We start from the raw sequence: 23,799 nt of genomic DNA on the forward strand, positions 1-23,799 counted from the left end.
TCCATGGACACCACGGTGGAATGGACGGTCGTGGCGAGCGACATCGGCCCGCTGCTGCTGGCGGCGACCGACCGCGGCCTGGTGAGCGTGGTCTTCCACGCCGACGAGGCGGTGCGGGACGCAGCGCTCGAGCGGCTGACCGGTCAGCTCGGCGCGGAGCCGGTAGGGAGCGGGTCGGGGCGGCTCGCCGAGCCGATACGGCAGCTTGGGGAGTACTTCGCGGGCGGGCGTCGGGACTTCGATCTCGCCCTCGACTGGACCCTGACGACCGGCTTCAACCGCCAGGTGCTGCGCGAGCTGGCGGAGGGCGTGCCGTTCGGGACGGTCGTGGGGTACGGAGACCTGGCCAGGCGGGTAGGTCAGCCGGGCGCGGCCCAGGCGGTGGGGGCGGCCATGGGCGCCAATCCGCTGCCGGTGGTCGTGCCGTGCCACCGGGTGGTGGAGAGCGACGGCGGGATCGGCGGATTCGGCGGCGGACTGGAGACGAAGCGGACGCTGCTGGCGCTGGAGGGCGTGCTGCCGCAGCCGCTGTTCTGACCCGCCACCCGGATACCCCTCGGGGGTGTCCAGGGGGTGGCGTTCCCATCGGCCGGGATGGCTGGCACACTCCCGTAAGTGACCCACACCCCCAACGCCCCTGACGCCGCCGACGCGGCGGATATATCCGCCCCTGCCGCGGCCGACGCACTGCCGACGCTCCGCCGGCGCATCCAGGCCGTGCTGATCGCCAGCCAGATCCTCGGCGGACTCGGCATCGCCATCGGCGTCGCCCTCGCGGCGGTCCTGGCCAAGGAGGTCAGCGGTACGGAGGCGCTGTCGGGTCTCGCCTCGACGGCCACGGTCGCCGGTCCCGCGCTGCTCGCCATGCCCCTCGCCTCCCTCATGGGCTCGCGCGGGCGGCGGCCGGGGCTGGTGCTCGCCTATCTGGTGGGAGCGCTGGGCGCCGGGGTCGTGGTCCTCGGAGCGGTCGTCGACAGCTTCCCACTCCTCCTCGCGGGCCTGGTCGGCTTCGGCGCCGGCTCCTCGGCCAACCTCGCCGCCCGGTTCGCGGCCGCGGACCTGGCCGAACCGGACCGCCGGGGCCGGGCCATCTCGACGGTGGTGTGGGCGACGACGATCGGCGCGGTCCTCGGGCCCAATGTCGCCGCTCCGGCCGGGGAGAGCGTGGCGGGTCTCGGCATCCCCGCGACGGCCGGGCCGTTCGTCTGGGCGGCCGGGGTGTTCCTGGTCGCCGCCGTCATGGTGGCGCTGCTGCTGCGTCCCGACCCGCTGCTGACGGCCCGCGCCCTGTCGGGCGCGGAGGAGAACGGGGCAGCGGCCGAGGGGCGCTCGCTCAAGGCGGGGATGCGAGCGGTACGGGAATCCTCGCGGGCCCGTCTCGCGCTGGTGACCGTGGCCGTGTCCCACACCGCGATGGTCTCGATCATGTCGATGACCCCGGTGGCGCTGAGCCATCACGGCGCGGGCATCCAGCTCATCGGCCTGGTCATCAGCGGGCACATCGCGGGCATGTACGCCTTCTCCCCGGTGATGGGGTGGCTGTCGGACCGACTGGGACGGCTCACGGTGATCGGCCTGGCGGTCGGACTGCTGTCGGTCGCGGCGCTGCTCGCGGGCACTGCGGGGCCGAGCCACGGACAGACGGCGGCCGGCCTCTTCGTGCTGGGGCTCGGCTGGTCGGCGGGCCTGGTGTCGGGCTCCGCCCTGCTCACGGACTCGGTTCCGCAGGCCGCCCGGGCGGCCGTCCAGGGCCTGTCGGACTTCACCATGAACACCGCCGCCGGCGTGGGCGGGCTCGCGGCGGGGCTGATCGTCGCCCGGGCGGGCTACGGCTGGCTGAACCTGGTGGGCGCGTGCCTGCTGCTGCCGATGGCGGCGCTGGCGGTGCGGGGAGTGGTGCGGCGGCCCGCCTGACGGATATCGGATATCGGATCCAACCTCTGATCCCATACCCGACCCGACGCGGCGAGCAAAGGCCGGGATCGAGCACCGACTCCCGGCCCTCCAACGCCCCGTCCCCTAGAGGCTGATGTGGTACGCCTTGCGCAGCGTCTCATGGACCGTCCAGGTGGTCCGATCCCCCTCGCGCAGCACGCACGCGTCGCCCGGCCCGATCTCCAGCGTCGCGCCGCCCTCGACCGCAACGGTGGCGCGACCGCTGACGACGACGAAGAGCTCGTTGGCCTCGGTGTCGGTCACCACTCCGGGGGTGATCTGCCAGATGCCGCGCACCTGCCTGCCGTCGGCGGACTCCCAGAGGACCTTGCCGGTCACCTCGGGGGTGCCCGAGACGATCTGTTCGGGGTCGAGCGGCTCCGGCTCCAGTTCCGCATCGGGGATGTGGACGGCGAAGGAGGGGTGGTCGTGTGTCGTCATGGGCGGTGACTGTAGCGGGGACTGGGGATCGCCCCACCGCCGGGACCGGAGGGAAGCACGGCCTCCGTTTCGCCTCCGACCTGGAGACTTCCTCGATTTCGGCGGCTGCGACGAAATCCGAAGTACGGCCGCGGGAACAGCGCACGGGAGGTCACGCGGCACGGCCGGCCCGCGCCGGAGGCGGCCCGGACGGCCGGACCGGGCAGCGGGGCACCGAATCCGCAGACACGTTCGAGGCTTGCCCCCAGTCGGCGTAATCAGGTCGTCCCCGACCACGAGACCGTCGTAGAAGTGACGAATGGACACCTTGGCCCCTTCGGGGGCGAAATCGCTCATACGCGCACTCCGCGAGACAGGGCGTCACGGCGCCATACGGCCGAAAACCGGGCCCAGGGGGTGGCTCGCCGGCAGATGTCCCCGCTGGTCACGAGAGGCGCCTTTGGTGCGCCCAATGTTGGTCGGGGGCAATCCTCCGAGCCCCCTGTCCCGCCTGGCGTGCGCGCGTCAAACTCCCCCTGGACTCGTCCCCCACCTCCGACAGGAGAGTGCGATGCCCGCGTCAGCCTTCCTCCCCCGCAGCGCCGCCCTGACCACGACCGCCCTGACAGCCGCCGCGCTGATCGCGGTCACCGTGGCCGCCCCCGCCGCCCTCGCGGCCGACCCGGTGGCCCCCGGCGCCTCCTACAAGGCCGCGTACGACACCCTCGGCCCGCAGCGCCTCACCCCCGCCCAGCAGAGACTCAGCGCAGCCAAGCAGGCCGAGGCGTCGAGAGCGTACGACGGAGTACGCCCCCGGGCGGCGCTGGCCGGGTACAAGCTCTCCGGGGGCCTCCACCAGTCGCAGAAGACGTCCTACTGGTGCGGACCGGCCACCCTCGTGATCACCCAGTCCGCGGCCGACGAGGTCGCGGGCCGCTCGCAGCAGGACGCGGCGACCCTCCTCAAGACCAACTCCAGCGGCACCGCCTGGTACGGCATCAACATCAACGTCCCCAGCCCTACGGGCTATCCGATGGCCGACGCACTGAACTACCGCCTGCCCGGCGCCGGTTACGTTCCCAAGGCACTGCCCTACACCCCGACCGCCACCGACAAGGCGAACTTCAAGCAGCACATCACGCACAACACCGACCACGACTACGCGATAGCCGGCAACGCCTGGGAGGTCCCGGGCGGGCCGCATCTCGTCGGCCACCCCAACATCGAGATATTCCACTGGGTCTCGATAGACGGCTACAACACGGACTCCGCCGCCGGGCAGGTCAACTACCTGGATCCGGTGGGTGGAGTGAGCACGAGCGTGATCTCCTGGGCGGGATCCGTCCCCAAGTCGGCGCACATCTCGTCCGACACCATCACCACCATCATGGGCGGCCGTGGGTACGTCTGGTAACACCCTTTCCCCGGTCGGCGTCCGAGCGGCGCCGGCCCTGCTGCTGGCGGGCATCCTGATGGCAGGATGCTCGTCGGCGCAGCCCGATCCGACTCCCCGCGAGTCGTCGGCCCCGGCGCCACGGCCGACCGCGCTCGCCGCCGCGTGCGAGGTACGGCTGCCCGCCAGCTGGAGCTCCGCTCTCGCGGCGGGCGAGCTGCGGACACCGGCCGGCGAGCGGGCGGTGCTCACCGACACCGGGCCCGGCTGGACCGCCGTCCAACTCACCGGCGCCGGACAACGCCGGGCCGCCCTGCTGCGCGGCACCGGCGCGCCCCGCACCCTGCTCACCCTCGCCGACCCCGTCGAACACCAGCTGCTCGCGGCCGACTTCGACGGCCGGCGGTGGGCCGCGTTCGCGGTCCTGGAGGGGCGGACCCTGGACAGCCCATGGAGCCTGTACGTCTGGGACGCCACCACGGGCACGTCCCGGCGGCTCGCCCGGGCGGACCGGCCGGGCCCGCTGCCCCAGCCCGTCGTCCGCGACGGCACCGTCCACTGGGCGCAGGGAGTCGGCGACGGCAAGGCCACCGTGTACGCGGCGGCGGCCACGGGCGGCGCTCCGCGCGCCCTGCGCACGGGGGTGATGGACGCCCCCTTCGTCGCCGGCGACCTGCTGGTGTGGCGTGAGTCGGTGGGCTCGGGGACACGGCTGGCCGCCGTCTCCCGTACCGGCGCGCGGGCCGCCGCACTGCCCGACGCCCTGGCCGCGCTCCGGGACGTCCGGTCCGTGGTCACCGACGGCAGGACCTGGGCCTGGGTGGAAGGCGAGGCCGAACCGCGGCTGATGGTGTGGCGAACGGGAGACGCGCGGCCGACGGCGGTCGTGACGACCTCCCCCGCCGTCGACGGCATGGACCAGCTGCGGATCAGCGGCCGCCTGGTCACCTGGCGCACGCCTGAGACGTCCTACGCCCTGGACCTCGACTCCGGTTCGTACGCGCGGATCACCCCTGCGTACGGGTACGCGCAGGCCAGGGGTGGTGCGCTGGCCGTGGCGTACAGCGTCGGCAACGCCAAGACGTCCGGTTCCCGGCCGGTGATCCAGGTGGTGGACGCCGGCCGGCTGCCCGGCCTGCCGCGGTGTGGCTGATCGTCGCCATCGAGGTTTGAGTGGTTCACGGTTGCGCCAGAGATGGGACATGTCCACACAGGTGTCCGAGGAGGTACGGGAGGCTCTCCACGAGGGCCGTCCCGTCGTCGCGCTCGAATCCACGATTATCGCCCACGGTCTGCCACGCCCGCGCAATCTGGCCGTGGCGCGCGAGCTGGAGGCGCTGGTACGGGCCGGCGGCGCCGTGCCCGCCACGATCGCCGTGATCGACGGCACGGCCCGTATCGGCCTCGACCAGGACGGGTTGACCCGCATCGCGGAGGATCCGTCCGTACGGAAGCTGGGCCACCGCGACCTGGCGCCCGCGCTCGCCACCGGGGCGACGGGTGCGACGACGGTCTCGGCGACGGCGTGGCTGGCGGACTCCGTCGGCATACGGGTCTTCGCGACCGGCGGGCTCGGCGGGGTGCACCGCGAGTGGAGCGAGACGCAGGACGAGTCGGCCGACCTGCGGCTCTTGTCCAGGGTCGGGGTGACGGTGGTGTGCGCGGGGGTCAAGTCGATCCTCGACGTCCCGGCGACGCTGCAACGGCTCGAAACACTCGGCGTGACGGTGGTGGGGTACGGGACGGAGCACTTCCCCGGGTTCTACCTGACCTCGTCCGGAGAGCCCGTCGACTGGACTCTGAGGACACCCGAGGCGGTGGCGGACGTCATACGGGCCCAGGACGACCTGGGCGAGCCGTACGCGGCGCTGATCGTCGCCAACCCTGTGCCGGTGACGGACCAGTTGGATCCGGCGCTGCACGACCGGATCCTCGCGCAGGGCCTCGCGGAGGCGAAGGAGAAGGGGATCTCGGGGCAGGCCGTGACGCCCTTCCTGCTGGAGTACCTGACCGTGCACACCGAAGGTGCCTCGCTGGAGGCGAACCTCGCAGCGGTACGGGGCAATGTGCGGCTCGCGGCGCGGATCGCCACGGCGTACGCCGAAGGCGGCGCGTGAGCGGCCTGCTGGTCGTCGGCGACGTGGTCACCGATGTGGTGGCCCGGCACGGCACACCACTGGCGCCCGCCACCGACACCGCGGCCGCCATCCGCACGCTGCCGGGCGGCGCCGGGGCCAACGCGGCCTGCTGGGCGGTGCGTTCGGGCTGGGGTGACGTGCGGCTGCTCGGTCGTGTCGGGACCGAGGCGGCCGACTGGCACGAGAGGGCCCTGCGCGTGGCCGGTGTGCGGCCGATGCTGGTCACGGACGCGGACGCCGCCACGGCGACGGTGATCGCGCTGGTCGACGCGAGCACCGAGCGCACGTTCCTGACCGACAGCGGGGCGGCGCTGCGTCTCTCCCCCACCGACTGGACCGACGCGTTCCTCGACGGTGTGACCCATCTGCATCTGTCCGGATACCTCTTCTTCGCCGCGTCCAGTCGCGCGACCGTGCTGCGGGCTCTGCGGGCGGCGCGGGAGGCCGGAGTGCCGGTGAGTGTCGACCCGGCCTCCACGGGGTTCCTGGAGCGGCTGGGCGTGGATCGGTTCCTGACCGCGGCGCGCGGCGCGGAGGTGCTGTTCCCGAACGCCGACGAGGCCCGCCTGCTGGCCGGGTGCGCCGAACCGGAGCAGGCGGCCGAGGTGTTGAGCCGTACGTTCCCGCTGGTCGTGGTCACCCTGGGAGCGGCGGGCGCGCTGGTGGCGGAGGCGGGCTCGGTGACGAGCCGGGTCATGGCACCCGAGGTGCGGGCGGTGGACTCGACGGGAGCGGGCGACGCGTTCACGGGGGCGTTCCTGGCGGCCCGGCTCGCGGGCGCGGACCCGACGACGGCGGCCGCGGCGGGATGCCGGGCGGGCGCGGAGGCCGTGACGGTGGTGGGCGGCCGACCCACGGGGGACGCCCCAGGTCGCGCCCCCGGCGCCTAGCCCCGGCATCCCTGGGCAGTCCCTGAGCCCCAGAGTTCGTAGGCAGTCCCTGAGTGCCTGGCAGTCCCTGAGTCGCTAGCCCTTGAAGCCTGTCCAGGCCGGGTGGCGCGGGTCGTCGGTGCGGACGACGACGTCCGCGGCATCGGAGGGGGCGACCTCGTTCTCGTACCGTGCGAAGGCGGGCAGGGTCCAGGGCTCCTCGGTGCGGCGCGCGAGGGCACCGGGCGAGAGCCTCAGATGGACGGTCAGGTCGAACGGGAACCAGTGCCCGAGCAGGAACGGGCCGTGCACCACGAGCACGCCCCCGGGCGGCAGTTCCACGTACGGGCTGCGGGTGGCCCGGTCGCGTACCGGGTCCCAGAGATCGGGCAGCACGCGCCCGCTCCCTCCCTCCTCCAGCGGCCCGAACACCTCGCGCCACAGCGCCCCGGTGTCGTACCAGCCGCTGTAGTACGAGTCGGGGTCCTGCTTCCCGTACTCGAAGCGGAGCGACGCGGGCCGCAGAAACCCTTCGGTGCCGACGACGAGCACGGACCGGCCGAGCAGCCGGAGCGCCTCGGCGATCCGCTCGGCGGTCTCCCCGGTCGGTGCCGCGGGCGGGCCGTCGACGGCGATCTTGAGTCGACCACCGCCGTCGCCGGGCGCCATCGCGTCGACGTGCCCGGCCAGGGCATCGGACAGCCGCTCCCAGGTGATCGCTTCGACTCGCACGGGCGTGACCTTGCTCTGGGCGTCAGGGTTCGAGCACCGATTCTACGAACAGGGCCTAGGAGAGGCGGAGCGCGCAGTCCGGGGCGTCCGTCGCTATCGAGAGCGGCGCGTCCTGGGGCAGCAGGCAGGTCAAGTGGAGCACGACCGGCTCGGAGCCGAAGTTGTACCCGATGTGCCGGTTCCCGAGGCCCGCGTGTTCGACGAACGCGTCCCCCGCGGAGGTCGTCTCCACCGAGCAGTCGTGCAGGATCCGGGTCAGCGTGCCGGACTCGACGACCGCGATGATCTGGCCGGGGTGGTGGTGCCAGCCGGTGGAGTCGCCCGGGGCGAGCGTGACGGTACGGAAGACGACGTCCGTTCGGCCCTTGGGCGGCCTGATCCGGAGCGTACCGCTGGAAGTGCCCTTGGCCACCAGGGTCCCAGCGGGGTGCGTGCCCCGGTCGGCGCAGACGTCGATCCCCATGGAGCAGCCCTCCCGCTTCCCCCCGCGACCCTTCGGTTCAAGGCCGCCAAACAGTCATACGTTACTCGTAAGGGGGATGACCCGGACGGGGATTGACGATCACTGCACCGGTAGGGCCGCGAGCCGCGCCGGCAGTTCACCGGCCGGCCGAACCTCGCCCTCCACCTCGACCCGACCGTCCCGTAGCGCCTGGCCGAGAGTCGACTGTCCGCTCGCCAGCGCCCGACAGGTCGCGGAATCCGTCCGCAGCCGTACGTCGGCGGCGTCGGCCGGCGGCCCGTCCCCGTACTCCGGCGGCTGCCCGTCGACCCCGGCCCGTAGATGGAACTCACCCTCATCCAGGGTCACATGCACCACTCCCGCCACAGCGCCCTCCAGGGCGGACAGCAGGGGGATCGCGAACCAGTGCGCGCGCACGGCGTCGGTCGGCCGCGGCTCCTCCAGGGCGGGCGTGCCCCACTCCGCCAGGGCCCGCAGGACCGGCAGCAGCTCGCGGCCCCGGCGGGTGAGTTCGTACACGTACGCCGAGGCGGGCGGCGGGAGCCGCCGGCGTGTGACGAGTTCGGCGCCCTCCATGTCCTTGAGGCGGCCGGCCAGCATGTCCGTGCTGACGCCGGGGAGATCGGCGTGCAGATCCGTGTAGCGGCGCGGCCCGGCGAGGAGTTCACGGACGATCAGCAGCGTCCAGCGGTCGCCGACGGCGTCGAGGGCGCGGGCGGCGGGGCAGTACTGGTCATAGCTTCGGCGGCGAGGCATACGGCGCAGTCTAGACAAGTTGTTGGACTTTCCAAGCTCGAACTTGGTAAAACCAAGTATCAATCCTTCTGGGGAGGTCGTCGCATGGAGTTCCGGCAGTCGAGCAAGCTGAGCGAGGTCTGCTACGAGATTCGCGGCCCGGTCATCGAGCACGCCAACGCCCTGGAGGAAGCGGGCCACAGCGTCCTGCGCCTCAACACCGGGAACCCCGCGCTCTTCGGCTTCGAGGCGCCGGAGGAGATCGTCCAGGACATGATCCGGATGCTCCCGAAGGCCCACGGCTACACCGACTCCCGCGGCATCCTCTCCGCCCGCCGCGCCGTCGCCCAGCGCTACCAGGCCATGGGCCTGCCTGACGTCGACGTCGACGACGTGTTTCTCGGCAACGGCGTCTCCGAGCTGGTCTCCATGGCCGTCCAGGCGCTCCTGGAGGACGGCGACGAGGTCCTGATCCCCGCCCCCGACTTCCCCCTGTGGACGGCGGTGACCACCCTCGCGGGCGGCAAGGCCGTGCACTATCTGTGCGACGAGTCGGCCGACTGGTACCCGGATCTCGACGACATGGCCGCGAAGATCACCGACCGCACCCGTGCCGTCGTCATCATCAACCCCAACAACCCCACGGGCGCGGTCTATCCGCGGGAGATCGTCGAGGGCATCCTCGACCTCGCCCGCCGCCACGGCCTGATGGTCTTCGCCGACGAGATCTACGACCAGATCGTCTACGACGAGGCCGTCCACTACCCGGCCGCCTCCCTCGCCCCCGACCTGGTCGTCCTCACCTTCGGCGGACTGTCGAAGACGTACCGGGTGGCGGGCTTCCGTTCCGGCTGGCTGGTCGTCAGCGGCCCGCAGCAGCACGCGAAGAGCTACCTGGAGGGCCTGACCATGCTGGCCTCCATGCGGCTGTGTCCGAATGCCCCCGCCCAGTACGCCATCCAGGCCGCCCTCGGCGGCCGGCAGTCGATCCACGAGCTCACCGCCCCGGGCGGCAGGCTCCACGAGCAGCGCGACAAGGCCTGGGAGAAGCTCAACGAGATCCCCGGCGTCTCCTGTGTGAAGCCGAAGGGCGCGCTCTACGCCTTCCCGCGTCTGGACCCCAAGGTGCACAACATCCACGACGACGAGAAGTTCGTCCTCGACCTGCTGCTGCGCGAGAAGATCCAGGTGGTGCAGGGCACGGGATTCAACTGGCCGCGACCGGACCACTTCCGCATCCTGACGCTGCCGTACGCCGACGACCTGGACGCGGCGATCAGCCGCATCGGACGCTTCCTGAGCGGCTACCGGCAGTAGGGCGGCGCGCCCCCTAGTCTGGCTCGTGACGTGGGCCTCCGCGGACGGATGGGAGTTGGGGCCGTGGAGTTCGGGAAGTCGTCCGGCGGATCCACGCCCTCTCCCGAGCCCTCACCGGAGCCGTCACAGGAGCCGGAGCGACGATCCTGGGCGCCGCTGCTGGCGGTGTGCGCCGGGTACTTCATGGTGATCCTGGACGTGACGATCCTCAACGTCGCCGTGCCGGTGATCGGCCGCGAGCTGTCGGCCTCGCTCACCGGCATCCAGTGGATCACCGACGGGTACACCCTGGTCTTCGCCGGATTCCTGCTGACCGGTGGCGCGCTGGGCGACCGGCTCGGCAACCGCCGGGTCTTCTGCGCGGGTGTCGTCGTGTTCATCGTGTCCTCGGCCGCGTGCGCGGCCGCCCCCAGCACCCCCTTCCTGGTGACGGCCCGCCTGGTGGAGGGGCTCGGCGCCGCGCTGATCGTGCCCGGCTCCCTCGCCCTGCTCCAGCAGGCCTACCCGGCACCGGCCGCACGATCGCGGGCCTTCGGACTGTGGGGTTCGATGGCGGGCATCGCCGCCTCCGCCGGGCCGCTCCTGGGCGGGCTGCTCGTCTCCACCGTGGGTTGGCGCTGGGTCTTCCTCATCAACCTGCCCGTCGGCGCGGCCTGTCTCATGCTGACCCTGCGACACGTGGGACGCTCGCCGCGGCGATCCACCCGGGCCCTGGACTGGCCCGCGCAGTGCGCGGTCGTCGCGGGGGTGGCGCTGCTGACGGGGGCGCTGAACGAGGCCGGACGGCGAGGCTGGTCCGATCCGCTCGTTCTCGGCGGGCTGGGCCTGGCCGTGCTGGCCGCCGTCGCGTTCGTGGTGCGCGAGCGACTGGCCCGGTCCCCCGCCCTCCCGCTGGACCTGTTGCGTTCCCGGGCGATGGGCGGCGGAGCCGCCATCGGCCTGCTGTTCAACTTCGGCTTCTACGGCATGGTGTTCACCGCCAGCCTGGACTTTCAGCAGAACCGCGGCTTCAGCGCCCTCGAAACGGGTCTTGCGCTGTTTCCGGCCGTGGCGATGACCATGTTCGCGTCCGTCCTGTCCGGGCGGCTGGCCCGCCGCACCGGTGACCGTCCACTGGTGGTCTCCGGCATGCTCCTGGCCGCCCTGGGGCTGGCCGGCTGGGCCGCCGCGGGCGCCGACCCCGCCTACGCCCTGCTGGTGGCCCCGATGATGGCCGCGGGGTTCGGAACCTCCTTCGCCCTCACCGGCTCGACCGCCACGGTGATGGGTGCCGCGCCGGCGGCGTACTCGGGAACCGCGTCCGCCCTGTTCAACACCACGCGACAGATCGGGAGCGCCACCGGGGTCGCGCTCGGTGGCAGCCTGCTCGCCACGGCCGCCGCCGGCACCGGACTGCGCGTCAGCATGGCCGCCGGCGCGCTCGCCTATCTGACGGCCGCCGTCCTCGCCCGGCTGTGCGTACCGGCGAAAACCGCCGGGGCGTAGGGCTTCGGCGCCGGGAAAAGGAGCGGGTCCGAGGGCGTAGCCGGCCCCCGGACCCTGTCGATGCCGCTCACATCACACGCCGGCACGCTTGAGGGCTCGGGTCAGTCGTCATTGCGTCGCGTCCTGCCATTGGACCACCGCCGATCGAGCTCGGCGGACCAGATTCGAACTGGCATTTCGACGCATCAGGGCCCGTGCCCGGTCGATCCGGCGATGAGCGGCGAATGCTGAGTCTGGAGCAATAGTCTGAGATTGATCGCGGTCTGCCTCTGCCTGGTTGGGCCACCCCGGCACGGAAGAGCGCCGGGGGGAGGACTCGAACCTCCACTGGAACCGCGGATGTCACGACAAGGCTCAGTTTCAGCTTTGCGCTCCTCGCGCACCCCGGCCGTGCTCTGTGGCCGGGGAGTTCATGGGTGTCCCCGCTACCCGAAGAGGTAGCCGAAGACGGCGTCGCCGACGCGCTCGTCGGTGACCTCGGCGCTGTTCGCCTCCTCACGGGCGAACTTCACCGCCTGCTGGAGCTTCTCCACCCGCTCCAGCAGCTCGTTCACCCGCCGCGCCGGCAGGGCGCCGGAGAACTTCACGGTGGTCCAGTAGCCCACCGGCACGTCCTCGTAGTACACCTCGACCTGCGCCGGATGCTTGTCCGTCGCCTCCGCCTTGACGTGGTTGCGTGGCACCTTCTTCGTCCGGACCGTGCGGACGACATCGGTCTTCCACGCGTCGGTCGACGGGTCCTGTGTCCACGACTCGGCCGCGTCCAGGACGGGCAGCTTGCGGACGAAGGTGTTGATGTCCGTCAGCTGCTTCTCCAGGAAGAGGAGGTACGCGACGGGCACCCGGCTCACCAGCACGCGTCCGTCGACGGTGATGTCGGCACGCGCCTCGCAGTTGGCCCAGTCCTTGGTGGCGGTGACATCGAACAGCCGCGTCAACGCCCGTGCGGTGTCGCGCAGTACGTCCTCGGCCTTCACCTGTACCAGCGTGGACTCGGGCGGCAGCTGCTCGCCCTCCTCGTCCTTCGGCTGGTACGTACGGGAGATGCCGGCGAGCAGTGCGGGCTTCTGCAGCCCGTGGTGCGCCGCGGTGAGGTCCTGATGCGCCCTGGACTTGACGCCCTTCTCCACTGCGATGATCTGATTGAGTTTCGTTGCCACGTGACGGACCCTAGCCGCGGCCGGGGCGCCGAATCGAACGAATATTGACGCCACTTGAGCCCGCTGAGGAGTAACCGGTCATGGAGACGGCGCTGATCGCCGTGGTGGGAACCCTGCTGGGTGTCGTCGCCACACACTGGTTCCAGGGCCGAGCCACCGAACGTACGGCGATACTGGCCCGCGACGAGCAGCTCCGCCAGGAGCGGATCGCTGCCTACAGCGCCTTCGCCGGCGCGGTCGTCGACTACCGGCGCAGTCAGAACGACCGCTGGTTCCGGGCAGCCCACGACGCGGGCTCCGAGGAGGCCGAGGAGTCGCGCTACGCCTCGTACCGGCAGCGCACCGCCACCCGCCAGGCTCTCTTCCGTGTCCAGTTGGTGTGCGACGACGCCGACACCCGCCGACTGGCCGAATCGGCGTTCGAGATGACCAACTGCATGCACGAGGCGACCGGCGAGGAGGACCGGGCGCACCGCTCCCACCGGGCGAAGGAGATCCTCGACCAGTTCATCGCCGCGGCCGCGCCCGGCGTGCGCTGAGGGAGCCGCCATGGACCTGGTCGCACCCGTCGTCGTCGAACCGCTCAAGCGCCGCCGCTGCTCCGAGTGCCGACAGGGCCCGCTGGAGCGGATGATCGTCGAGTTCAACGCACCCGTCTGCCTGGACTGCGCCGACCTGGGCCATCTGGTGTTCCTGCGCCGTGGGGACACCGCGCTCACCCGCCGGGCGCGCGAGGGCAGTTCGCTCTGGGCGGTGGTCGTACGGCACAACAGGCGCCGTACGCGCTACGAGCGTCAGGGGCTGCTCGTCGAGGAGGCCGCTCTCGCCCGGGCGGAGGCCGCCTGTCTGGCGGACACGGAGGCGCGGGCCCGGCGCCGGGCCCGTGACGCCGCGCGCCGCGCGGATCGGGACGCCGAGGTCACGGCGGCGCTGAAGGCCGAGATCCTGCGGCTCTTTCCCTACTGCCCGGCCGATCGGGCCGCGGAGATCGCGGGCCACGCCGCGCAGAAGGGCAGCGGCCGGGTGGGGCGTACGGCGGCCGGGCGGGCACTGGACCGGGGTGCGGTCACAGCTGCCGTGCGGGCGGCCGTACGCCATGTCGACACCGAGTACGACACGCTGCTCATGCGGGGCGTGCCCCGCCACCAGGCCCGGATGAGGGTCGCACCGACCATCGAGGCGGTACTCCGGGCCTGGCGCCCTGCGTGAGGACCCGTGCGGGCCTCAGACCTGCGCGCCCATGCGACGAGCCCGGCGGTAGACCAGGGCGCCGCCGAGCAGGAGCGCGGCGCCGGCCGCGGCCGCGGAGCCGACCAGCTCCGAACCGGTGCTGGCGAGCGCGACCGAGCTGGTCTGCGGGCTGGGAGCCGGAGCCTCCGGCTCGGTCTCGCTGACCGGAACGGGCTGCGGCTTGGGGGGCACGTTCCGGTTCGGCTCCTCGCCGGGTCCCTCGCCGGGCTCTTCGGGCTGGGAGGGGCCGTTGACCGCGGTGTTGCCGAAGGCCGGGTTGCCGATGCCGACGACGTTGACCGAGTTGCCCGCGACGTTCACGGGCAGGTCGATCGGCAGCTGGAGTCCGTTGCCGGAGAGCACGCCGGGGGAACCCTTGGCGTGGCCCTCGGCGAGGGCGCCACCGCCGTTGGAGGAGTTGCCCCCACTGTGTCCGGCACCCTGACCGCCGCCGTGTCCGCCGCCGTGTCCGGCACCCTGACCGCCGCCGTGTCCGCCGCCGTGTCCGGCACCCTGACCGCCGCCGTGTCCGCCGTGGCTCCCACCGCCGGGTGCGCCGGCGCGCGGGGAGGCGGGCATGTCCTTGTGCGTCCGTCCGCCGCCGTCCGCGTCCGAGCCGTATCCGCCGGACTTGCTGACGTTCGCGCAGCGGTTGCCCGCGGCGGGGTTGAGCAGTCCGATGACATTGACGGTGTTCCCGCAGACATTGACCGGGGCGTGCACCGGCAGCTGAACCGTGTTGCCGGAGATCACACCCGGGGAACCGACCGCGGCGCCCTGTGCGCCGGAGTCGGCGTGGGCGGCGCCCGCCGAGAGCGCCAGCGCGCCACCCGTGACCATCAGTGTGGCCAGACCACTTCGGCGAATCTGCCTCATGGCTTCCTGCCTTCCGGAGGTTTTCACGGGCATTCTCGCCCGCACCGCACTTAACGCGATCCTGACCCGGCTGGATCAGGCCGTTGGCGCGATTCACTCCATCGAGTGGGTGTGACTTCGAACGTATGGGGAACTGCCGACTCCGCTCAGAGGCGATTATCGTCACGCGGCGAAGGGCGCGACGGGTGAACGCCTGCGGGCGGGGAGTTCGCACGGCGCCGGCCGGGTCGACGCCTTCAGCCGGCCTGTCGGTCAGTGGCCGAGCAGATCGGTGAGTGCGCCGACGGGGTCGGGGTCGGGGGTGCCGCGCGGCCACCAGTCCTCGCGGTCGGCATCCGACTCGTACCCGTACCAGAGTCCGTCGCGGCCGAAGCGGAGCTGGAGGGATCGCGTCGACAGCCGGTTGCGCCATGGGCGGAAGGCCGGGAAGTCCGAGGCCAGCAGGGCGGGTCGGGCCCGGTCGAACGGGCCGGCGGGCGGGTCCCAGGGCTCTTCGAGGACGGCGAGCCCGGCGAGGCCGCCCTGGCGCCAGGCGGCGACGGCGCGGGCCAGGTCGCTGGGTGTGCGGTCGAGGGCGTAGGCGAGGTCTCGGTACAGCGCACGGGTGGAGGCGGTGAGTCCGGAACCGGGGTGTGCGGCGGCCAGCCGCACGGCGTCCTGCCAGGCGGTGAGCGCGGCGACGGGGTCGTGTCCGGTCACCAGGAAGGCGTGGGCGCGGGCGGCGGCCTCCGTGGCGAGCAGGTCCAGGGCGAGGGGGTCCGGGGCGTCGGCGTCCGGGGGGTAGGCCGGAGGCCGGCCGGGTTGCGCGGGGGCCGGCAGCGGCGGGGGCAGCGGCGGCAGGGCGTGACCGGGGTCCGGGGCGAGGGCGGCGCGGGCCGGGACGGTGGCCATCGGCGGTACGGACGCCGTCTGCTCGGCGGCGGAGCGGGCCGCGTTGCGCTGGGTGAGGGCGGCGAGGAGCTCCTGCTCGCCGCGGCCCCGCATGAGGAAGAGGACGAACGGGTCCTCGTCGAGGAGCCGGGCCGACTGGTAGCAGAGGGCGGCGGCGTGCTTGCAGGGGAAGCCGTCGTCCGGGCAGGAGCAGTCGGGGATGAGGTCCCCGGGCGCGGGCAGCAGCCCGGTGACGGCCTCGACGGCGTGCGGGATGTCCTTGTCGAGGAGGGCGGCGATGTGGTCGGGCCGCGCGGCGATCTCGTCCAGGAAGCGCTCCCAGCCGTCGTCGCCGAGCGTGCGCAGCCGGATCTCGGTGCGGTACGGGCGAGGGCGGGTGCCGTGGACGTAGGCGACGACACGGCCGGGGGTGACCGTGATCGCGTCGACGTGACCGCGCCCGGCGTACGCCTTGCCGCGGGCGAGGCGGGCGGGGTCGAGGGCGGTGCCCTCCAGGGCGTCCACCCAGGCGTTGCCCCACCAGGTGGCGGCGAAGCGGCCGTCCGCGAGAGTCCCCGCCTGCCCCTGGGCGTCCGGTGCCCCTCGCGGGGCCAGCGCCGGGAACGTCCGGCGCCGGTCGTCGTGGCGCGGGCCGGCGAACCGGGCGGCCGGGGGTCGGCGCGGGATCATGACGGCCTCCTCAGCGAGACCAGGTCCGCCAGCTCGCGGTCGGTCAGTTCGGTCAGCGCGGCCTCTCCGGAGCCGAGGACGGCGTCGGCGAGGGCCCGCTTGGCCCGCAGCATCTCGGCGATGCGGTCCTCCACGGTGCCCTCGGCGATCAGCCGGTGGACCTGGACCGGCTGGGTCTGTCCGATGCGGTAGGCCCGGTCGGTGGCCTGCTCCTCGACGGCCGGGTTCCACCAGCGGTCGAAGTGGACGACGTGTCCGGCCCGGGTGAGATTGAGCCCGGTGCCGGCCGCCTTCAGCGACAGCAGGAAGACGGGCACGTCGCCGGATTGGAAGCGGTCCACCATCCGCTCGCGCTCGGCCACGGGCGTACCCCCGTGCAGCAGTTGGGCCGGGATCGCCCGCGCGGCCAGGTGGTCGGCGAGGAGCCGGGCCATGGTCACGTACTGGGTGAAGACGAGGACGGCGCCGTCCTCGGCGAGGATCGTGTCGAGGAGTTCGTCGAGCAGGGCGAGCTTGCCCGAGCGGCCGGCGAGCCGGGCCGTTCCGCCCCCCTTGGCCGTCTGCTCCTTGAGGTACTGGGCGGGATGGTTGCAGATCTGTTTGAGCGAGGTGAGCAGCTTCATCACGAGTCCGCGGCGGGCGATGCCCTCGGCGCCCTCGATCTGCGCCATGGTCTCGCGGACCACCGCCTCGTAGAGCGACGCCTGTTCGCGGGTGAGCGCCACAGGGTGGTCGGACTCGGTCTTGGGCGGCAGCTCGGGGACGATGCCGGGGTCGGACTTGCGGCGGCGCAGCAGGAAGGGCCTGACGAGGCGGGCGAGGCGCTCGACGGCCTCCTCGTTCTCGATCTCCTCGCTGTTCTCCACGGCGCGGGCGTGGCGGGAGCGGAAGGCCTTGAGAGGGCCGAGGAGGCCGGGGGTGGTCCAGTCGAGCAGGGCCCACAGCTCGGAGAGGTTGTTCTCCACGGGGGTGCCGGTGAGGGCGACCCTGGCAGGCGTCGGGATCGTGCGCAGCGCCTTGGCCGTCGCGGAGAAGGGGTTCTTGACGTGCTGGGCCTCGTCGGCGACGACCATCCCCCATGTCTGCCCGGCCAGTTGGGGGGCGCTGGTGCGCAGGGTGCCGTAGGTGGTGAGGACGAATCCGCCGGTGCCGGGGCCCTCGTCGAGGCCGTCAAGGGAGCGGTCGGCGCCGTGGAAGCGGCGCACGTCGACGCCGGGGGCGAAGCGCCGGATCTCCCGCTGCCAGTTGCCGAGCAGGGAGGCGGGGCAGACGACCAGGGTGGGGGCGCGGCGGGCGCGGCGCAGATGGAGGGCGATGAGCGTGACCGTCTTGCCGAGGCCCATGTCGTCGGCGAGGCAGCCGCCGAGCCCGAGCGACGTCATCAGGTCCAGCCAGGCGAGACCGCGCAGCTGGTAGTCGCGCAGGGTGGCGTCCAGACCGGCGGGCGCGGTGATGGACTCGGGTCCTGCGACGAGCCGGTCCCGCAGGGTGGCGAGGGCTCCTACGGGCACGGCCTGGACGGTCTCGCCGTCCACCTCCGCCGTGCCGCTGAGGGCGACGGCGAGGGCGTCGACCGGCTCCAGGAGGCCCAGTTCCCGCTTGCGGGCCTTGCGGACGAGGTCGGGGTCGACGACCACCCACTGGTCGCGCAGCCGCACGATGGGCCGGTGGGACTCGGCGAGGGTGTCCATTTCCCGTTCGGTGAGCGGGTCTCCGTCGAGGGCGAGCTGCCAGTTGAAGCGGAGCAGCTCCTCGCTGTCGAAGAACGTGGTGCCGTCGGTGGCGGAGCCGGGGGCGGAGAGCGCAGGCCGCACCACGGCGGAGGCGCTGAGCGAGCGGGCCAGCTCGCGGGGCCAGTGGACGGCGACCCCGGCGTCGGCGAGACGGGCTGCGGCGGGGCCGAGGAGCTCGTACAGCTCGTCCTCGGTCAGGGCGAGGACGTCGGGGACGTCCCGCTCCAGGAGCCTGCCGAGCGGAGGCCAGACGCGGGCGGCGCGGCGGAGCGCGAGAACGGCGTCGATCCGGGCGCGCGGTCCGAAGAGCTCGTCTCCACCACCCTCCCAAAGGGCGGCGGCGTCGATGACGAGGGTGGGGTCGGCGAGGCTGTGGATCTGGAGCAGGGCCGCGGCGGCCCGCCGCTCGTCGCCGCCCTCCTCGGCGATGTCGAAGAGTTCGTATCCGGCGAGGTCGAGGCGGAGCGAGACCCGGACCCCGGCGTCCATGCCGGCGGCGGCCTCGGTCGCCCAGGCACGCGCGCGAGGCAGGTGCTGTGCGGTACGCGCGGCGAACGGCGCGCCGGCCGCGTGGACCGCGGCGGGGGTACGGGGCAGGGTGTCGGCGACGGCGTCGAGGAAGGCCCGCACCAGGGCCTCGGGATCGGGCAGCTGGAGCGGGCTGAGGCCGGGGGCGGGGACGGCGTGGCCTTCGGGAGGCATGGCGGCGGCGACGGCCCGCAGGTGGGCGATGTCGTCCGCGTCCAGCGGACCGGCCCGCCAGGCGTCGAGATCGTCGGCCGTGAGCCCGGGCAGCAGACGCCCCCGCGCGACGAGCTGCAAGGCGTGCAGGGCGGCGGCGCCCCAGCAGGCGGTGGCGGGGTGGGCGGCCGGGTGGTGACGCGCGGCGACCAGATGGGGCAGGGCCTCGGTGACACCGAGGATCACGGCGGGAACCTTGCGGCTGCGGACTCCGGCGCCGTGTCGCCGTACGACGGTGAGCTCGCCGACCCGAGGGCCGGGGTCTCCGGCGTCGGGCGTGCCGGCGCCTTCGGCCTCGGACTTCCGCGCGCCCGAGGGTGTCACCGGGCTTCCGTCGGCGGTCGTCGCCACGGGCAGCTCGTCGCCGTCCGGGGCCCAGAAGGCGACCCGGCCGTCGCGCGGCAGGGCGGCGGGCAGAAAGACGGCGGCACTGGTCTGCCAGGTGTGGGGCACTGCTCTGCTCACCTCCCGTTCCGCGACGGAGTCCGACTGGATTTCCGACCTTACGGGTGGGGTCTGACAACGGGCTCTCGTGCCGCTTCGCCCGGGCGGCCCAGCACCGGATGACAGCCCGTCCGGCAGGCGGCAGGGTGACGGAGAACAGGGCTTCTGCCGCCTTCGCCCGACAGACGAGGAACCGCCATGTCCGTTCACCGGCGTCTCGGCACCGCCGCCGGGGCCGCGCTCCTGATGCTCTCCGTCGCGGGCTGCTCCGGACTCGGCCGCACCGCGGTCGGCACCCTCACCTACGAGACCGAGCGCGAGGTCGTGATCACCGTGACCAGCCCGTCCGTCACCGGCTGCCACCGGCTCGCGCCCCACGGCGTGACACGGGTCGAGAACCGGACGCTGAACGACATCTGGCTGTACCGGACCCGTGACTGCACGGGCGAGACGCCCATCTACGTCGCCACGACCCTGTCCGACTCGATCGCGCCCGACACGCTCCCCTGGCGGAGTTACAGCGTCGTCCACTAGGACGCTCCACGCGACTGCGCGCCACGCCCGGACCCCCGTCCCGGGCGTGGCGCGCCGTCGTTCGCGGGGCCCGACGGGTCCGAACGGCCCCGACGGGTCTCCACGGCCCTACCGGAGCAGGAACTCCGTGGCCGCTCGTGCTCCCGCGTCGCTGCGGCTCTGTGTGGAGTGACCGGCGCCTTCGAGGACGACCAGTTCGGCCCGGGGAGTCACCGCGGCCACCTCGCGGGCCCACTTGACCGGCGTGGACAGGTCCCGGTCCCCCGACAGGAGCAGGACCGGCATGGTCAGCGTCCGTCCTGGCGCCGCCCGGTTGGGGCGGGAGGCCGGCCAGGGGAGGCAGGTCTGCGGGATGCCCTGGCCGCCCGCGGTATCCCGTTGGAACGGCCAGACGTCGGCCGGGCTGATCCGGTGCACGGCCCGCTTCAGGGCGCGCTCCCGGCCCGCGACGGGTGCGGCGGCGTCGCCCCAGGGCCACCGTGAGTCCGCGCAGAGCGTGGCGGCGTGGAGACCGGAGCTGAAGTCGGCCGGGGTCTCCCCGGACGGTTCGGAGAAGCCGGCGACGAGCGCGTCGAGCCGCGCGCGGTCGCCGCCCGCGGAGGCGTGGAGGGCGTGCAGAATGCCGAAGCGCGGGTCCTCGAGCTTCGGGTCGATGATGCTGGCGATGACCAGCAGGTTGAAGACGCCGACTCCGTTGCCGTCGCGGCGCACCACCGTCGCCAGGTCACGCGCCGGGTCGAAGCCGCAGCGCTGTTCACGGCAGGCGGCGCGGAGCACCTGCGCGGAGTGACCGAGCGAGTCCTCGTACAGCACTCCACCGCCGTCGAGCGGAACGACGGAGTCCAGGACGAGCCGGCGCACCCGGTGGGGGTGGGTGAGGGCGTACTGGGCACCGGTGAACGTCCCGTACGACACTCCGTCGACCGTCCAGGACGGTACGCGCAGGGCTCGGCGCAGCTCCTCCAGATCGGCCACGGTGTCGGCGGTGGTGTAGAAGTTCCGGTTCCGGCCGAGGCTGTCGGCGCAGGCGGTGACGGCTCCGCGCGTGGGGGCGACGGTGTCGCTGCTGCCGACCTCCTTCTGGAGCGCGGGGCAGTCGATGGCCGCCTCGCCGGTCCCCCGCTGGTCGATCATGACCAGCCGGTACTCGGCGAGCACCTCGGGGAGGCGGGAGCGGATCCTCGCGACGAAGGGGACGCCCGGTTGGCCGGGGCCGCCTGTGAGGAAGAGGAGCGTCCCGCGCGGTGCGTCGGCCTTGCCGAGAACAGCGGTCCGGAGCTTCAGGGTGCCGGGCACGGCCCCGCCGCGGTCCAGGGGCACGGTGAGGTCGGCGCAGGTCACATCGGGCTGCCCTGGGCAGGGCCGGTGGCCGGTGAGACCGGGCGCGCCCGCGGCCGATGCGGCCGCGGGCGATGCGGCCGCGGGTTCGGCGCCGGCGGCGCTGCCCGGGGCGGAGCCCACGCACGCGGCGGCCGTCAGGACGGCCGCCATGGTCATGCCGGCTCTGGCCAGTAACGTCATCGTCGTTCCCCCGCTGAGAAGCCTCGGTGCCGCCGTGTCGCGGCACCGGCCGGGATTCCGGCCTCGGCCATCCTGCGGGCCCCGCCCTCCAGGGGCGTTGAAGATTCATGCTCGATCCGTGAGAAGGCTCCGTACGGCGCTGGGCACCTGGCCCGTGTGGCTGCGGCACATCCGGGTCAGATGTGCCTGGTCGGCGAAGCCGTAGGCGTACGAGAGGGTCCGCAGGCTGTCCTCGCCCTCCTCCAGGGCGTGCAGGACGCCCCGGACGCGCAGTTGGTTGCGGTAGCGCGTGAGGGTCGTTCCGGTGACCGCGTGGAAGACGCGGCTCAGATGGTGCGGGGAGACGCCGACGACGCGGGCCAGTTCCTCGAGGGAGAGCCGGAGCGCCGGGGTGCCGGTGGCCAGGGCGGCACAGGTGTCGCGGACCAGGTCGCCGTGCACGCGCGCGGTGGAGGGGCGGGCGGTGGTGTCGGTGCGCCAATGGCCGGCGGAGGCGGCGATCAGGTCCAGTAACCGGTGGAGCCGTTCGGCCAGTTCGAAGGGGTCGGCGCCGCGCCGGGCGGCGGCCAGGAGGGCGCGGTGGTGCAGGTCGGTGGCGCCGGAGACGGTGAACCTGCGGGTGCCTGGACGCCCGTCGAAGCGGTCCGCGAAGAGCTGCTCACCGATACGGATGTCCGTGGAGCGGTCTCCGGGGCCCACCGGATGGGCCACCCGGTGTTCGTCGCCGGGACGGGTCAGATAGCCGCCGGTGGGGTCGACGAAGAACTCCTCGCCCGAGATCCTTCGCAGATACCCGCCGGAACGGGTGAGGACCACGGTGTGCCGGTCCTCGTACCCGGGCCCGACGAAGGCCGTCCGGTCCTCGCAGCAGAGGATGTCGTGGACGGTGATCCCGGCGGTCTCGATCCGTCGGCAGAGCGCTCCGCGCCGTTCGCGTACGGTCTCGTCGCGGAGCAACTCGTCGATGCCGTGGACTTCCTGGTCCATCGCCGCCCCCGCTCAGCCGGACTTCGGGCGAGCCCTGACCCATGTGCCGTCGTCCGTCAGATCAGCGTCCACCTCGAGCCCCGCCTCGCCCAGACACCGCTCGAAGTCCTCCTTGCTCAGAGGCCGCGCGAGGAAGGTCTGGGTCCAGCGCAGATCCGGGAAGAGGTACTCGGCGACGACCGAGTTGACGCCGTCTCCGACCGGGTCCGCCGACACGATCCGTACCGTGCAGCCGCCCGGGTCCTCGCGTTCCCGCGGTACCTCCAGGTGCCAGCGCTCGCCCTCGCGCTGGATCAGGACGTGGCCGTCGTCCCGGACATGCCGTCTGCAGGTCTCCAGAAAGGCCTGCCTGGTGTGGTGTTCCGCCGTGTGCACCAGGTACGAGGCGAGCATCACCACGTCGAACCGGCGGTCCAGCCGCAGCGATTCGATCGGGCTCAGCACCGTCTCCGCACCGGGCACGCGTCCCCGGGCCGCTTCGAGCATCTCGGCCGACTCGTCCACCGCCGTGACGGCGAAGCCCCGCTCGACCAGAGGCCCCGTCACCCGACCCGCCCCGCAGCCGAGTTCGAGCAGCGTGGCGCCGGTCGGCACGGCGGCCTCGATCACATCGGGCTCGTTGCCGACCCCCAGACGCAGGTAGACCTCGACCGCGCATCCGTCCGGGGTGATGGCTCCGGGCCCTGTCCCTTGGTGTCCCTCACGCATCCGTCCGCTCATGCCCCGGAGAACGACGGGGGCCCTGCGGCCGTTCCCGGGGCCGGGCCCGTTCACCCCTCCGCTTCGCGGGTAGACCTTCAGTAGGGCCTCGGGAGTTATTGCTGGGAGATGCGACCGCGATGCGTACGGGGAGTGAGCCCAGGACCGCACGCAGTGCCCTTCGGATGCGGTTCTGGCTGAGTCTGTGGGGTCTGCTCTGGGCCGCCTTCGGCACGACGGTGTTCGCCCTGGTCGGCAGGCCGGGGTGGGCCGCGGCCTGCGGGGTGCTGTTCCTGGTGGCCGCGGTCGACATGTCGATGGTGCTGCGCCACATCCGCCAGGGGCCGCACTGGCAGCCGGGGCGGGACATCCCGCCGTACGAGCCCGATCATGGCGGCACGGGCCGCCACTGACGCGCGGGCACCCGCTCGCCCACCACCCGGGTGGGGTCAGTCCTCCGTGCCGAAGCGGGCCGCCTGGAGGTACTCCGGCTTGGGGTCGAGCGCGGCCGCCAGCCGGAAGTGCCGTGTCGCCTGGTCCGGGCGGCCGGAGCGCTGGAAGGTGCGCCCCAGTGCGAAGTGCGCGAACGCGTTGTCCGGCTCGCGCTCCAGGACGAGTTCGAACTCGAGCTCCGCCGGCCGCAGCTGCGCCGCGGCGAAGAAGGCCCGGGCGCGCAGCAGTCGTGCCGCGGTGTTCTCGGGATGGGCGGCGATCACCGAGTCGAGCAGCTTCACGGCACCGCGAGGATCCCGCGCGGCCAGCAGCTGCTCGGCGGCGCGGAAGTCGATGACGTGGGTTTCCGGGTTCCTCTCGGCCACGGTGGCATC

The 23,799-nt window shown here is 72.9% G+C and carries 24 protein-coding genes and 1 pseudogene; 12 read left to right on the forward strand and 13 right to left on the reverse strand.

Going from position 1 to position 23,799, the window contains the following annotated elements; translation table 11 throughout:
- Positions 1–3: 3 nt before the first annotated feature.
- A complete protein-coding gene (locus ACZ561_RS28510) occupies positions 4–537 on the forward strand; it encodes a methylated-DNA--[protein]-cysteine S-methyltransferase (protein ID WP_471000099.1) in 534 nt (177 codons plus the stop codon).
- A gap of 78 nt (positions 538–615) precedes the next feature.
- Positions 616–1,914, forward strand: coding sequence for an MFS transporter (locus ACZ561_RS28515; RefSeq protein WP_471000101.1), 1,299 nt, complete (start codon positions 616–618; stop codon positions 1,912–1,914).
- Positions 1,915–2,019: 105 nt separating this feature from the next.
- Here ACZ561_RS28515 and ACZ561_RS28520 read toward each other — a convergent pair whose 3' ends face one another.
- The gene (locus ACZ561_RS28520) at positions 2,020–2,376 is read right to left on the reverse strand and encodes a cupin domain-containing protein (protein ID WP_471000103.1); all 357 of its coding nucleotides are present in this window, start codon (positions 2,374–2,376) and stop codon (positions 2,020–2,022) included.
- A 550-nt stretch (positions 2,377–2,926) separates the two neighbouring features.
- Between ACZ561_RS28520 and ACZ561_RS28525 the strand changes: the two genes are divergently transcribed.
- Genes ACZ561_RS28525 through ACZ561_RS28540 form a run of 4 tightly spaced genes read left to right on the forward strand, consistent with a single transcriptional unit; the run spans position 2,927 to position 6,776 of the window.
- Positions 2,927–3,769 (forward strand): hypothetical protein, encoded by an 843-nt coding sequence (locus ACZ561_RS28525; RefSeq protein WP_471000105.1) that lies wholly within the window; start codon positions 2,927–2,929, stop codon positions 3,767–3,769.
- Positions 3,753–4,901, forward strand: coding sequence for a hypothetical protein (locus tag ACZ561_RS28530; RefSeq protein ID WP_471000107.1), 1,149 nt, complete (start codon positions 3,753–3,755; stop codon positions 4,899–4,901). Before ACZ561_RS28525 ends, ACZ561_RS28530 begins: the two co-directional genes overlap by 17 nt.
- 49 nt (positions 4,902–4,950) lie before the next feature.
- Positions 4,951–5,865, forward strand: a complete 915-nt coding sequence (locus ACZ561_RS28535) for a pseudouridine-5'-phosphate glycosidase (RefSeq protein WP_471000109.1) — start codon at positions 4,951–4,953, stop codon at positions 5,863–5,865.
- On the forward strand, positions 5,862–6,776 hold the full coding sequence (locus ACZ561_RS28540) for a carbohydrate kinase family protein (protein ID WP_471000111.1): 915 nt from the start codon (positions 5,862–5,864) through the stop codon (positions 6,774–6,776). Before ACZ561_RS28535 ends, ACZ561_RS28540 begins: the two co-directional genes overlap by 4 nt.
- A gap of 75 nt (positions 6,777–6,851) precedes the next feature.
- On the opposite strand, the gene ACZ561_RS28545 is transcribed toward ACZ561_RS28540, so the two are convergent.
- The 3 genes from ACZ561_RS28545 to ACZ561_RS28555 form a co-directional block, all read right to left on the reverse strand.
- Positions 6,852–7,487: a nucleoside/nucleotide kinase family protein gene (locus ACZ561_RS28545; RefSeq protein ID WP_471000113.1), complete on the reverse strand. Its 636-nt coding sequence runs from the start codon at positions 7,485–7,487 to the stop codon at positions 6,852–6,854.
- 55 nt (positions 7,488–7,542) lie between these two features.
- On the reverse strand, positions 7,543–7,950 hold the full coding sequence (locus ACZ561_RS28550) for a cupin domain-containing protein (protein ID WP_471000115.1): 408 nt from the start codon (positions 7,948–7,950) through the stop codon (positions 7,543–7,545).
- Positions 7,951–8,049: 99 nt separating this feature from the next.
- Positions 8,050–8,706, reverse strand: coding sequence for a winged helix-turn-helix transcriptional regulator (locus tag ACZ561_RS28555; protein WP_471000117.1), 657 nt, complete (start codon positions 8,704–8,706; stop codon positions 8,050–8,052).
- A gap of 84 nt (positions 8,707–8,790) precedes the next feature.
- On the opposite strand from ACZ561_RS28555, the gene ACZ561_RS28560 reads away from it, so the two are divergent.
- Positions 8,791–10,002 (forward strand): pyridoxal phosphate-dependent aminotransferase, encoded by a 1,212-nt coding sequence (locus ACZ561_RS28560; protein ID WP_471000119.1) that lies wholly within the window; start codon positions 8,791–8,793, stop codon positions 10,000–10,002.
- A 48-nt stretch (positions 10,003–10,050) separates the two neighbouring features.
- Positions 10,051–11,487: an MFS transporter gene (locus ACZ561_RS28565; protein ID WP_471000121.1), complete on the forward strand. Its 1,437-nt coding sequence runs from the start codon at positions 10,051–10,053 to the stop codon at positions 11,485–11,487.
- A 301-nt stretch (positions 11,488–11,788) separates the two neighbouring features.
- On the opposite strand, the pseudogene ACZ561_RS28570 reads toward ACZ561_RS28565, so the two are convergent.
- Together ACZ561_RS28570 and ACZ561_RS28575 are read right to left on the reverse strand one after the other, a co-directional pair.
- A pseudogene (locus ACZ561_RS28570) lies at positions 11,789–11,876 on the reverse strand.
- Positions 11,877–11,912: 36 nt separating this feature from the next.
- Positions 11,913–12,647 carry a DUF7873 family protein gene (locus tag ACZ561_RS28575; protein ID WP_329121866.1) on the reverse strand — a complete coding sequence of 245 codons (735 nt, stop codon included), beginning with the start codon at positions 12,645–12,647 and terminating at the stop codon, positions 11,913–11,915.
- Between the two features lie 80 nt (positions 12,648–12,727).
- Between ACZ561_RS28575 and ACZ561_RS28580 the strand changes: the two genes are divergently transcribed.
- Both ACZ561_RS28580 and ACZ561_RS28585 read left to right on the forward strand, forming a co-directional pair.
- Complete coding sequence (locus tag ACZ561_RS28580) at positions 12,728–13,186, forward strand: hypothetical protein (RefSeq protein WP_471000123.1); 459 nt, start codon at positions 12,728–12,730, stop codon at positions 13,184–13,186.
- 10 nt (positions 13,187–13,196) lie between these two features.
- A complete protein-coding gene (locus ACZ561_RS28585) occupies positions 13,197–13,856 on the forward strand; it encodes a DUF2293 domain-containing protein (RefSeq protein ID WP_471000125.1) in 660 nt (219 codons plus the stop codon).
- A 15-nt stretch (positions 13,857–13,871) separates the two neighbouring features.
- Here the strand turns inward: ACZ561_RS28585 and ACZ561_RS28590 are convergent, their stop codons facing one another.
- The 3 genes from ACZ561_RS28590 to ACZ561_RS28600 form a co-directional block, all read right to left on the reverse strand.
- Positions 13,872–14,753 (reverse strand): chaplin, encoded by an 882-nt coding sequence (locus tag ACZ561_RS28590; RefSeq protein WP_471000127.1) that lies wholly within the window; start codon positions 14,751–14,753, stop codon positions 13,872–13,874.
- Positions 14,754–15,005: 252 nt separating this feature from the next.
- The gene (locus ACZ561_RS28595) at positions 15,006–16,313 is read right to left on the reverse strand and encodes an SWIM zinc finger family protein (protein ID WP_471000129.1); all 1,308 of its coding nucleotides are present in this window, start codon (positions 16,311–16,313) and stop codon (positions 15,006–15,008) included.
- Positions 16,310–19,252: a DEAD/DEAH box helicase gene (locus tag ACZ561_RS28600; RefSeq protein WP_471000131.1), complete on the reverse strand. Its 2,943-nt coding sequence runs from the start codon at positions 19,250–19,252 to the stop codon at positions 16,310–16,312. The genes ACZ561_RS28595 and ACZ561_RS28600 overlap by 4 nt, the downstream gene beginning before the upstream one ends.
- 177 nt (positions 19,253–19,429) lie before the next feature.
- Here ACZ561_RS28600 and ACZ561_RS28605 point away from each other — a divergent pair, with 177 nt between their 5' ends.
- Positions 19,430–19,765, forward strand: coding sequence for a hypothetical protein (locus ACZ561_RS28605; protein ID WP_471000133.1), 336 nt, complete (start codon positions 19,430–19,432; stop codon positions 19,763–19,765).
- 108 nt (positions 19,766–19,873) lie between these two features.
- On the opposite strand, the gene ACZ561_RS28610 is transcribed toward ACZ561_RS28605, so the two are convergent.
- From ACZ561_RS28610 to ACZ561_RS28620, 3 genes are all read right to left on the reverse strand, one after another.
- Complete coding sequence (locus ACZ561_RS28610; RefSeq protein WP_471000135.1) at positions 19,874–21,286, reverse strand: alpha/beta hydrolase; 1,413 nt, start codon at positions 21,284–21,286, stop codon at positions 19,874–19,876.
- Between the two features lie 105 nt (positions 21,287–21,391).
- Positions 21,392–22,273, reverse strand: coding sequence for a helix-turn-helix domain-containing protein (locus tag ACZ561_RS28615; RefSeq protein WP_471000137.1), 882 nt, complete (start codon positions 22,271–22,273; stop codon positions 21,392–21,394).
- A gap of 12 nt (positions 22,274–22,285) precedes the next feature.
- The gene (locus tag ACZ561_RS28620; RefSeq protein WP_471000139.1) at positions 22,286–22,981 is read right to left on the reverse strand and encodes a class I SAM-dependent methyltransferase; all 696 of its coding nucleotides are present in this window, start codon (positions 22,979–22,981) and stop codon (positions 22,286–22,288) included.
- Positions 22,982–23,112: 131 nt separating this feature from the next.
- Between ACZ561_RS28620 and ACZ561_RS28625 the strand changes: the two genes are divergently transcribed.
- A complete protein-coding gene (locus ACZ561_RS28625; protein WP_376445834.1) occupies positions 23,113–23,385 on the forward strand; it encodes a DUF6343 family protein in 273 nt (90 codons plus the stop codon).
- Positions 23,386–23,421: 36 nt separating this feature from the next.
- Here ACZ561_RS28625 and ACZ561_RS28630 read toward each other — a convergent pair whose 3' ends face one another.
- Entirely contained in the window at positions 23,422–23,790 is a 369-nt protein-coding gene (locus ACZ561_RS28630) for a tetratricopeptide repeat protein (protein WP_471000141.1), read from the reverse strand.
- Between the last annotated feature and the right edge of the window lie 9 nt (positions 23,791–23,799).

Source organism: Streptomyces sp. NPDC039609 (genome assembly GCF_055596705.1).

What these genes read in the sequence shown, in the direction of transcription:
- ACZ561_RS28510 (WP_471000099.1), top strand. Translation starts at nt 4, where the DNA reads ATGGACACCACGGTGGAATGGACGGTCGTGGCGAGCGACATCGGCCCG.
- ACZ561_RS28520 (WP_471000103.1), bottom strand. Translation starts at nt 2,376, where the DNA reads ATGACGACACACGACCACCCCTCCTTCGCCGTCCACATCCCCGATGCG.
- ACZ561_RS28525 (WP_471000105.1), top strand. Translation starts at nt 2,927, where the DNA reads ATGCCCGCGTCAGCCTTCCTCCCCCGCAGCGCCGCCCTGACCACGACC.
- ACZ561_RS28535 (WP_471000109.1), top strand. Translation starts at nt 4,951, where the DNA reads ATGTCCACACAGGTGTCCGAGGAGGTACGGGAGGCTCTCCACGAGGGC.
- ACZ561_RS28550 (WP_471000115.1), bottom strand. Translation starts at nt 7,950, where the DNA reads ATGGGGATCGACGTCTGCGCCGACCGGGGCACGCACCCCGCTGGGACC.
- ACZ561_RS28555 (WP_471000117.1), bottom strand. Translation starts at nt 8,706, where the DNA reads ATGCCTCGCCGCCGAAGCTATGACCAGTACTGCCCCGCCGCCCGCGCC.
- ACZ561_RS28560 (WP_471000119.1), top strand. Translation starts at nt 8,791, where the DNA reads ATGGAGTTCCGGCAGTCGAGCAAGCTGAGCGAGGTCTGCTACGAGATT.
- ACZ561_RS28565 (WP_471000121.1), top strand. Translation starts at nt 10,051, where the DNA reads ATGGGAGTTGGGGCCGTGGAGTTCGGGAAGTCGTCCGGCGGATCCACG.
- ACZ561_RS28580 (WP_471000123.1), top strand. Translation starts at nt 12,728, where the DNA reads ATGGAGACGGCGCTGATCGCCGTGGTGGGAACCCTGCTGGGTGTCGTC.
- ACZ561_RS28585 (WP_471000125.1), top strand. Translation starts at nt 13,197, where the DNA reads ATGGACCTGGTCGCACCCGTCGTCGTCGAACCGCTCAAGCGCCGCCGC.
- ACZ561_RS28590 (WP_471000127.1), bottom strand. Translation starts at nt 14,753, where the DNA reads ATGAGGCAGATTCGCCGAAGTGGTCTGGCCACACTGATGGTCACGGGT.
- ACZ561_RS28595 (WP_471000129.1), bottom strand. Translation starts at nt 16,313, where the DNA reads ATGATCCCGCGCCGACCCCCGGCCGCCCGGTTCGCCGGCCCGCGCCAC.
- ACZ561_RS28605 (WP_471000133.1), top strand. Translation starts at nt 19,430, where the DNA reads ATGTCCGTTCACCGGCGTCTCGGCACCGCCGCCGGGGCCGCGCTCCTG.
- ACZ561_RS28610 (WP_471000135.1), bottom strand. Translation starts at nt 21,286, where the DNA reads ATGACGTTACTGGCCAGAGCCGGCATGACCATGGCGGCCGTCCTGACG.
- ACZ561_RS28615 (WP_471000137.1), bottom strand. Translation starts at nt 22,273, where the DNA reads ATGGACCAGGAAGTCCACGGCATCGACGAGTTGCTCCGCGACGAGACC.
- ACZ561_RS28620 (WP_471000139.1), bottom strand. Translation starts at nt 22,981, where the DNA reads ATGCGTGAGGGACACCAAGGGACAGGGCCCGGAGCCATCACCCCGGAC.
- ACZ561_RS28625 (WP_376445834.1), top strand. Translation starts at nt 23,113, where the DNA reads ATGCGTACGGGGAGTGAGCCCAGGACCGCACGCAGTGCCCTTCGGATG.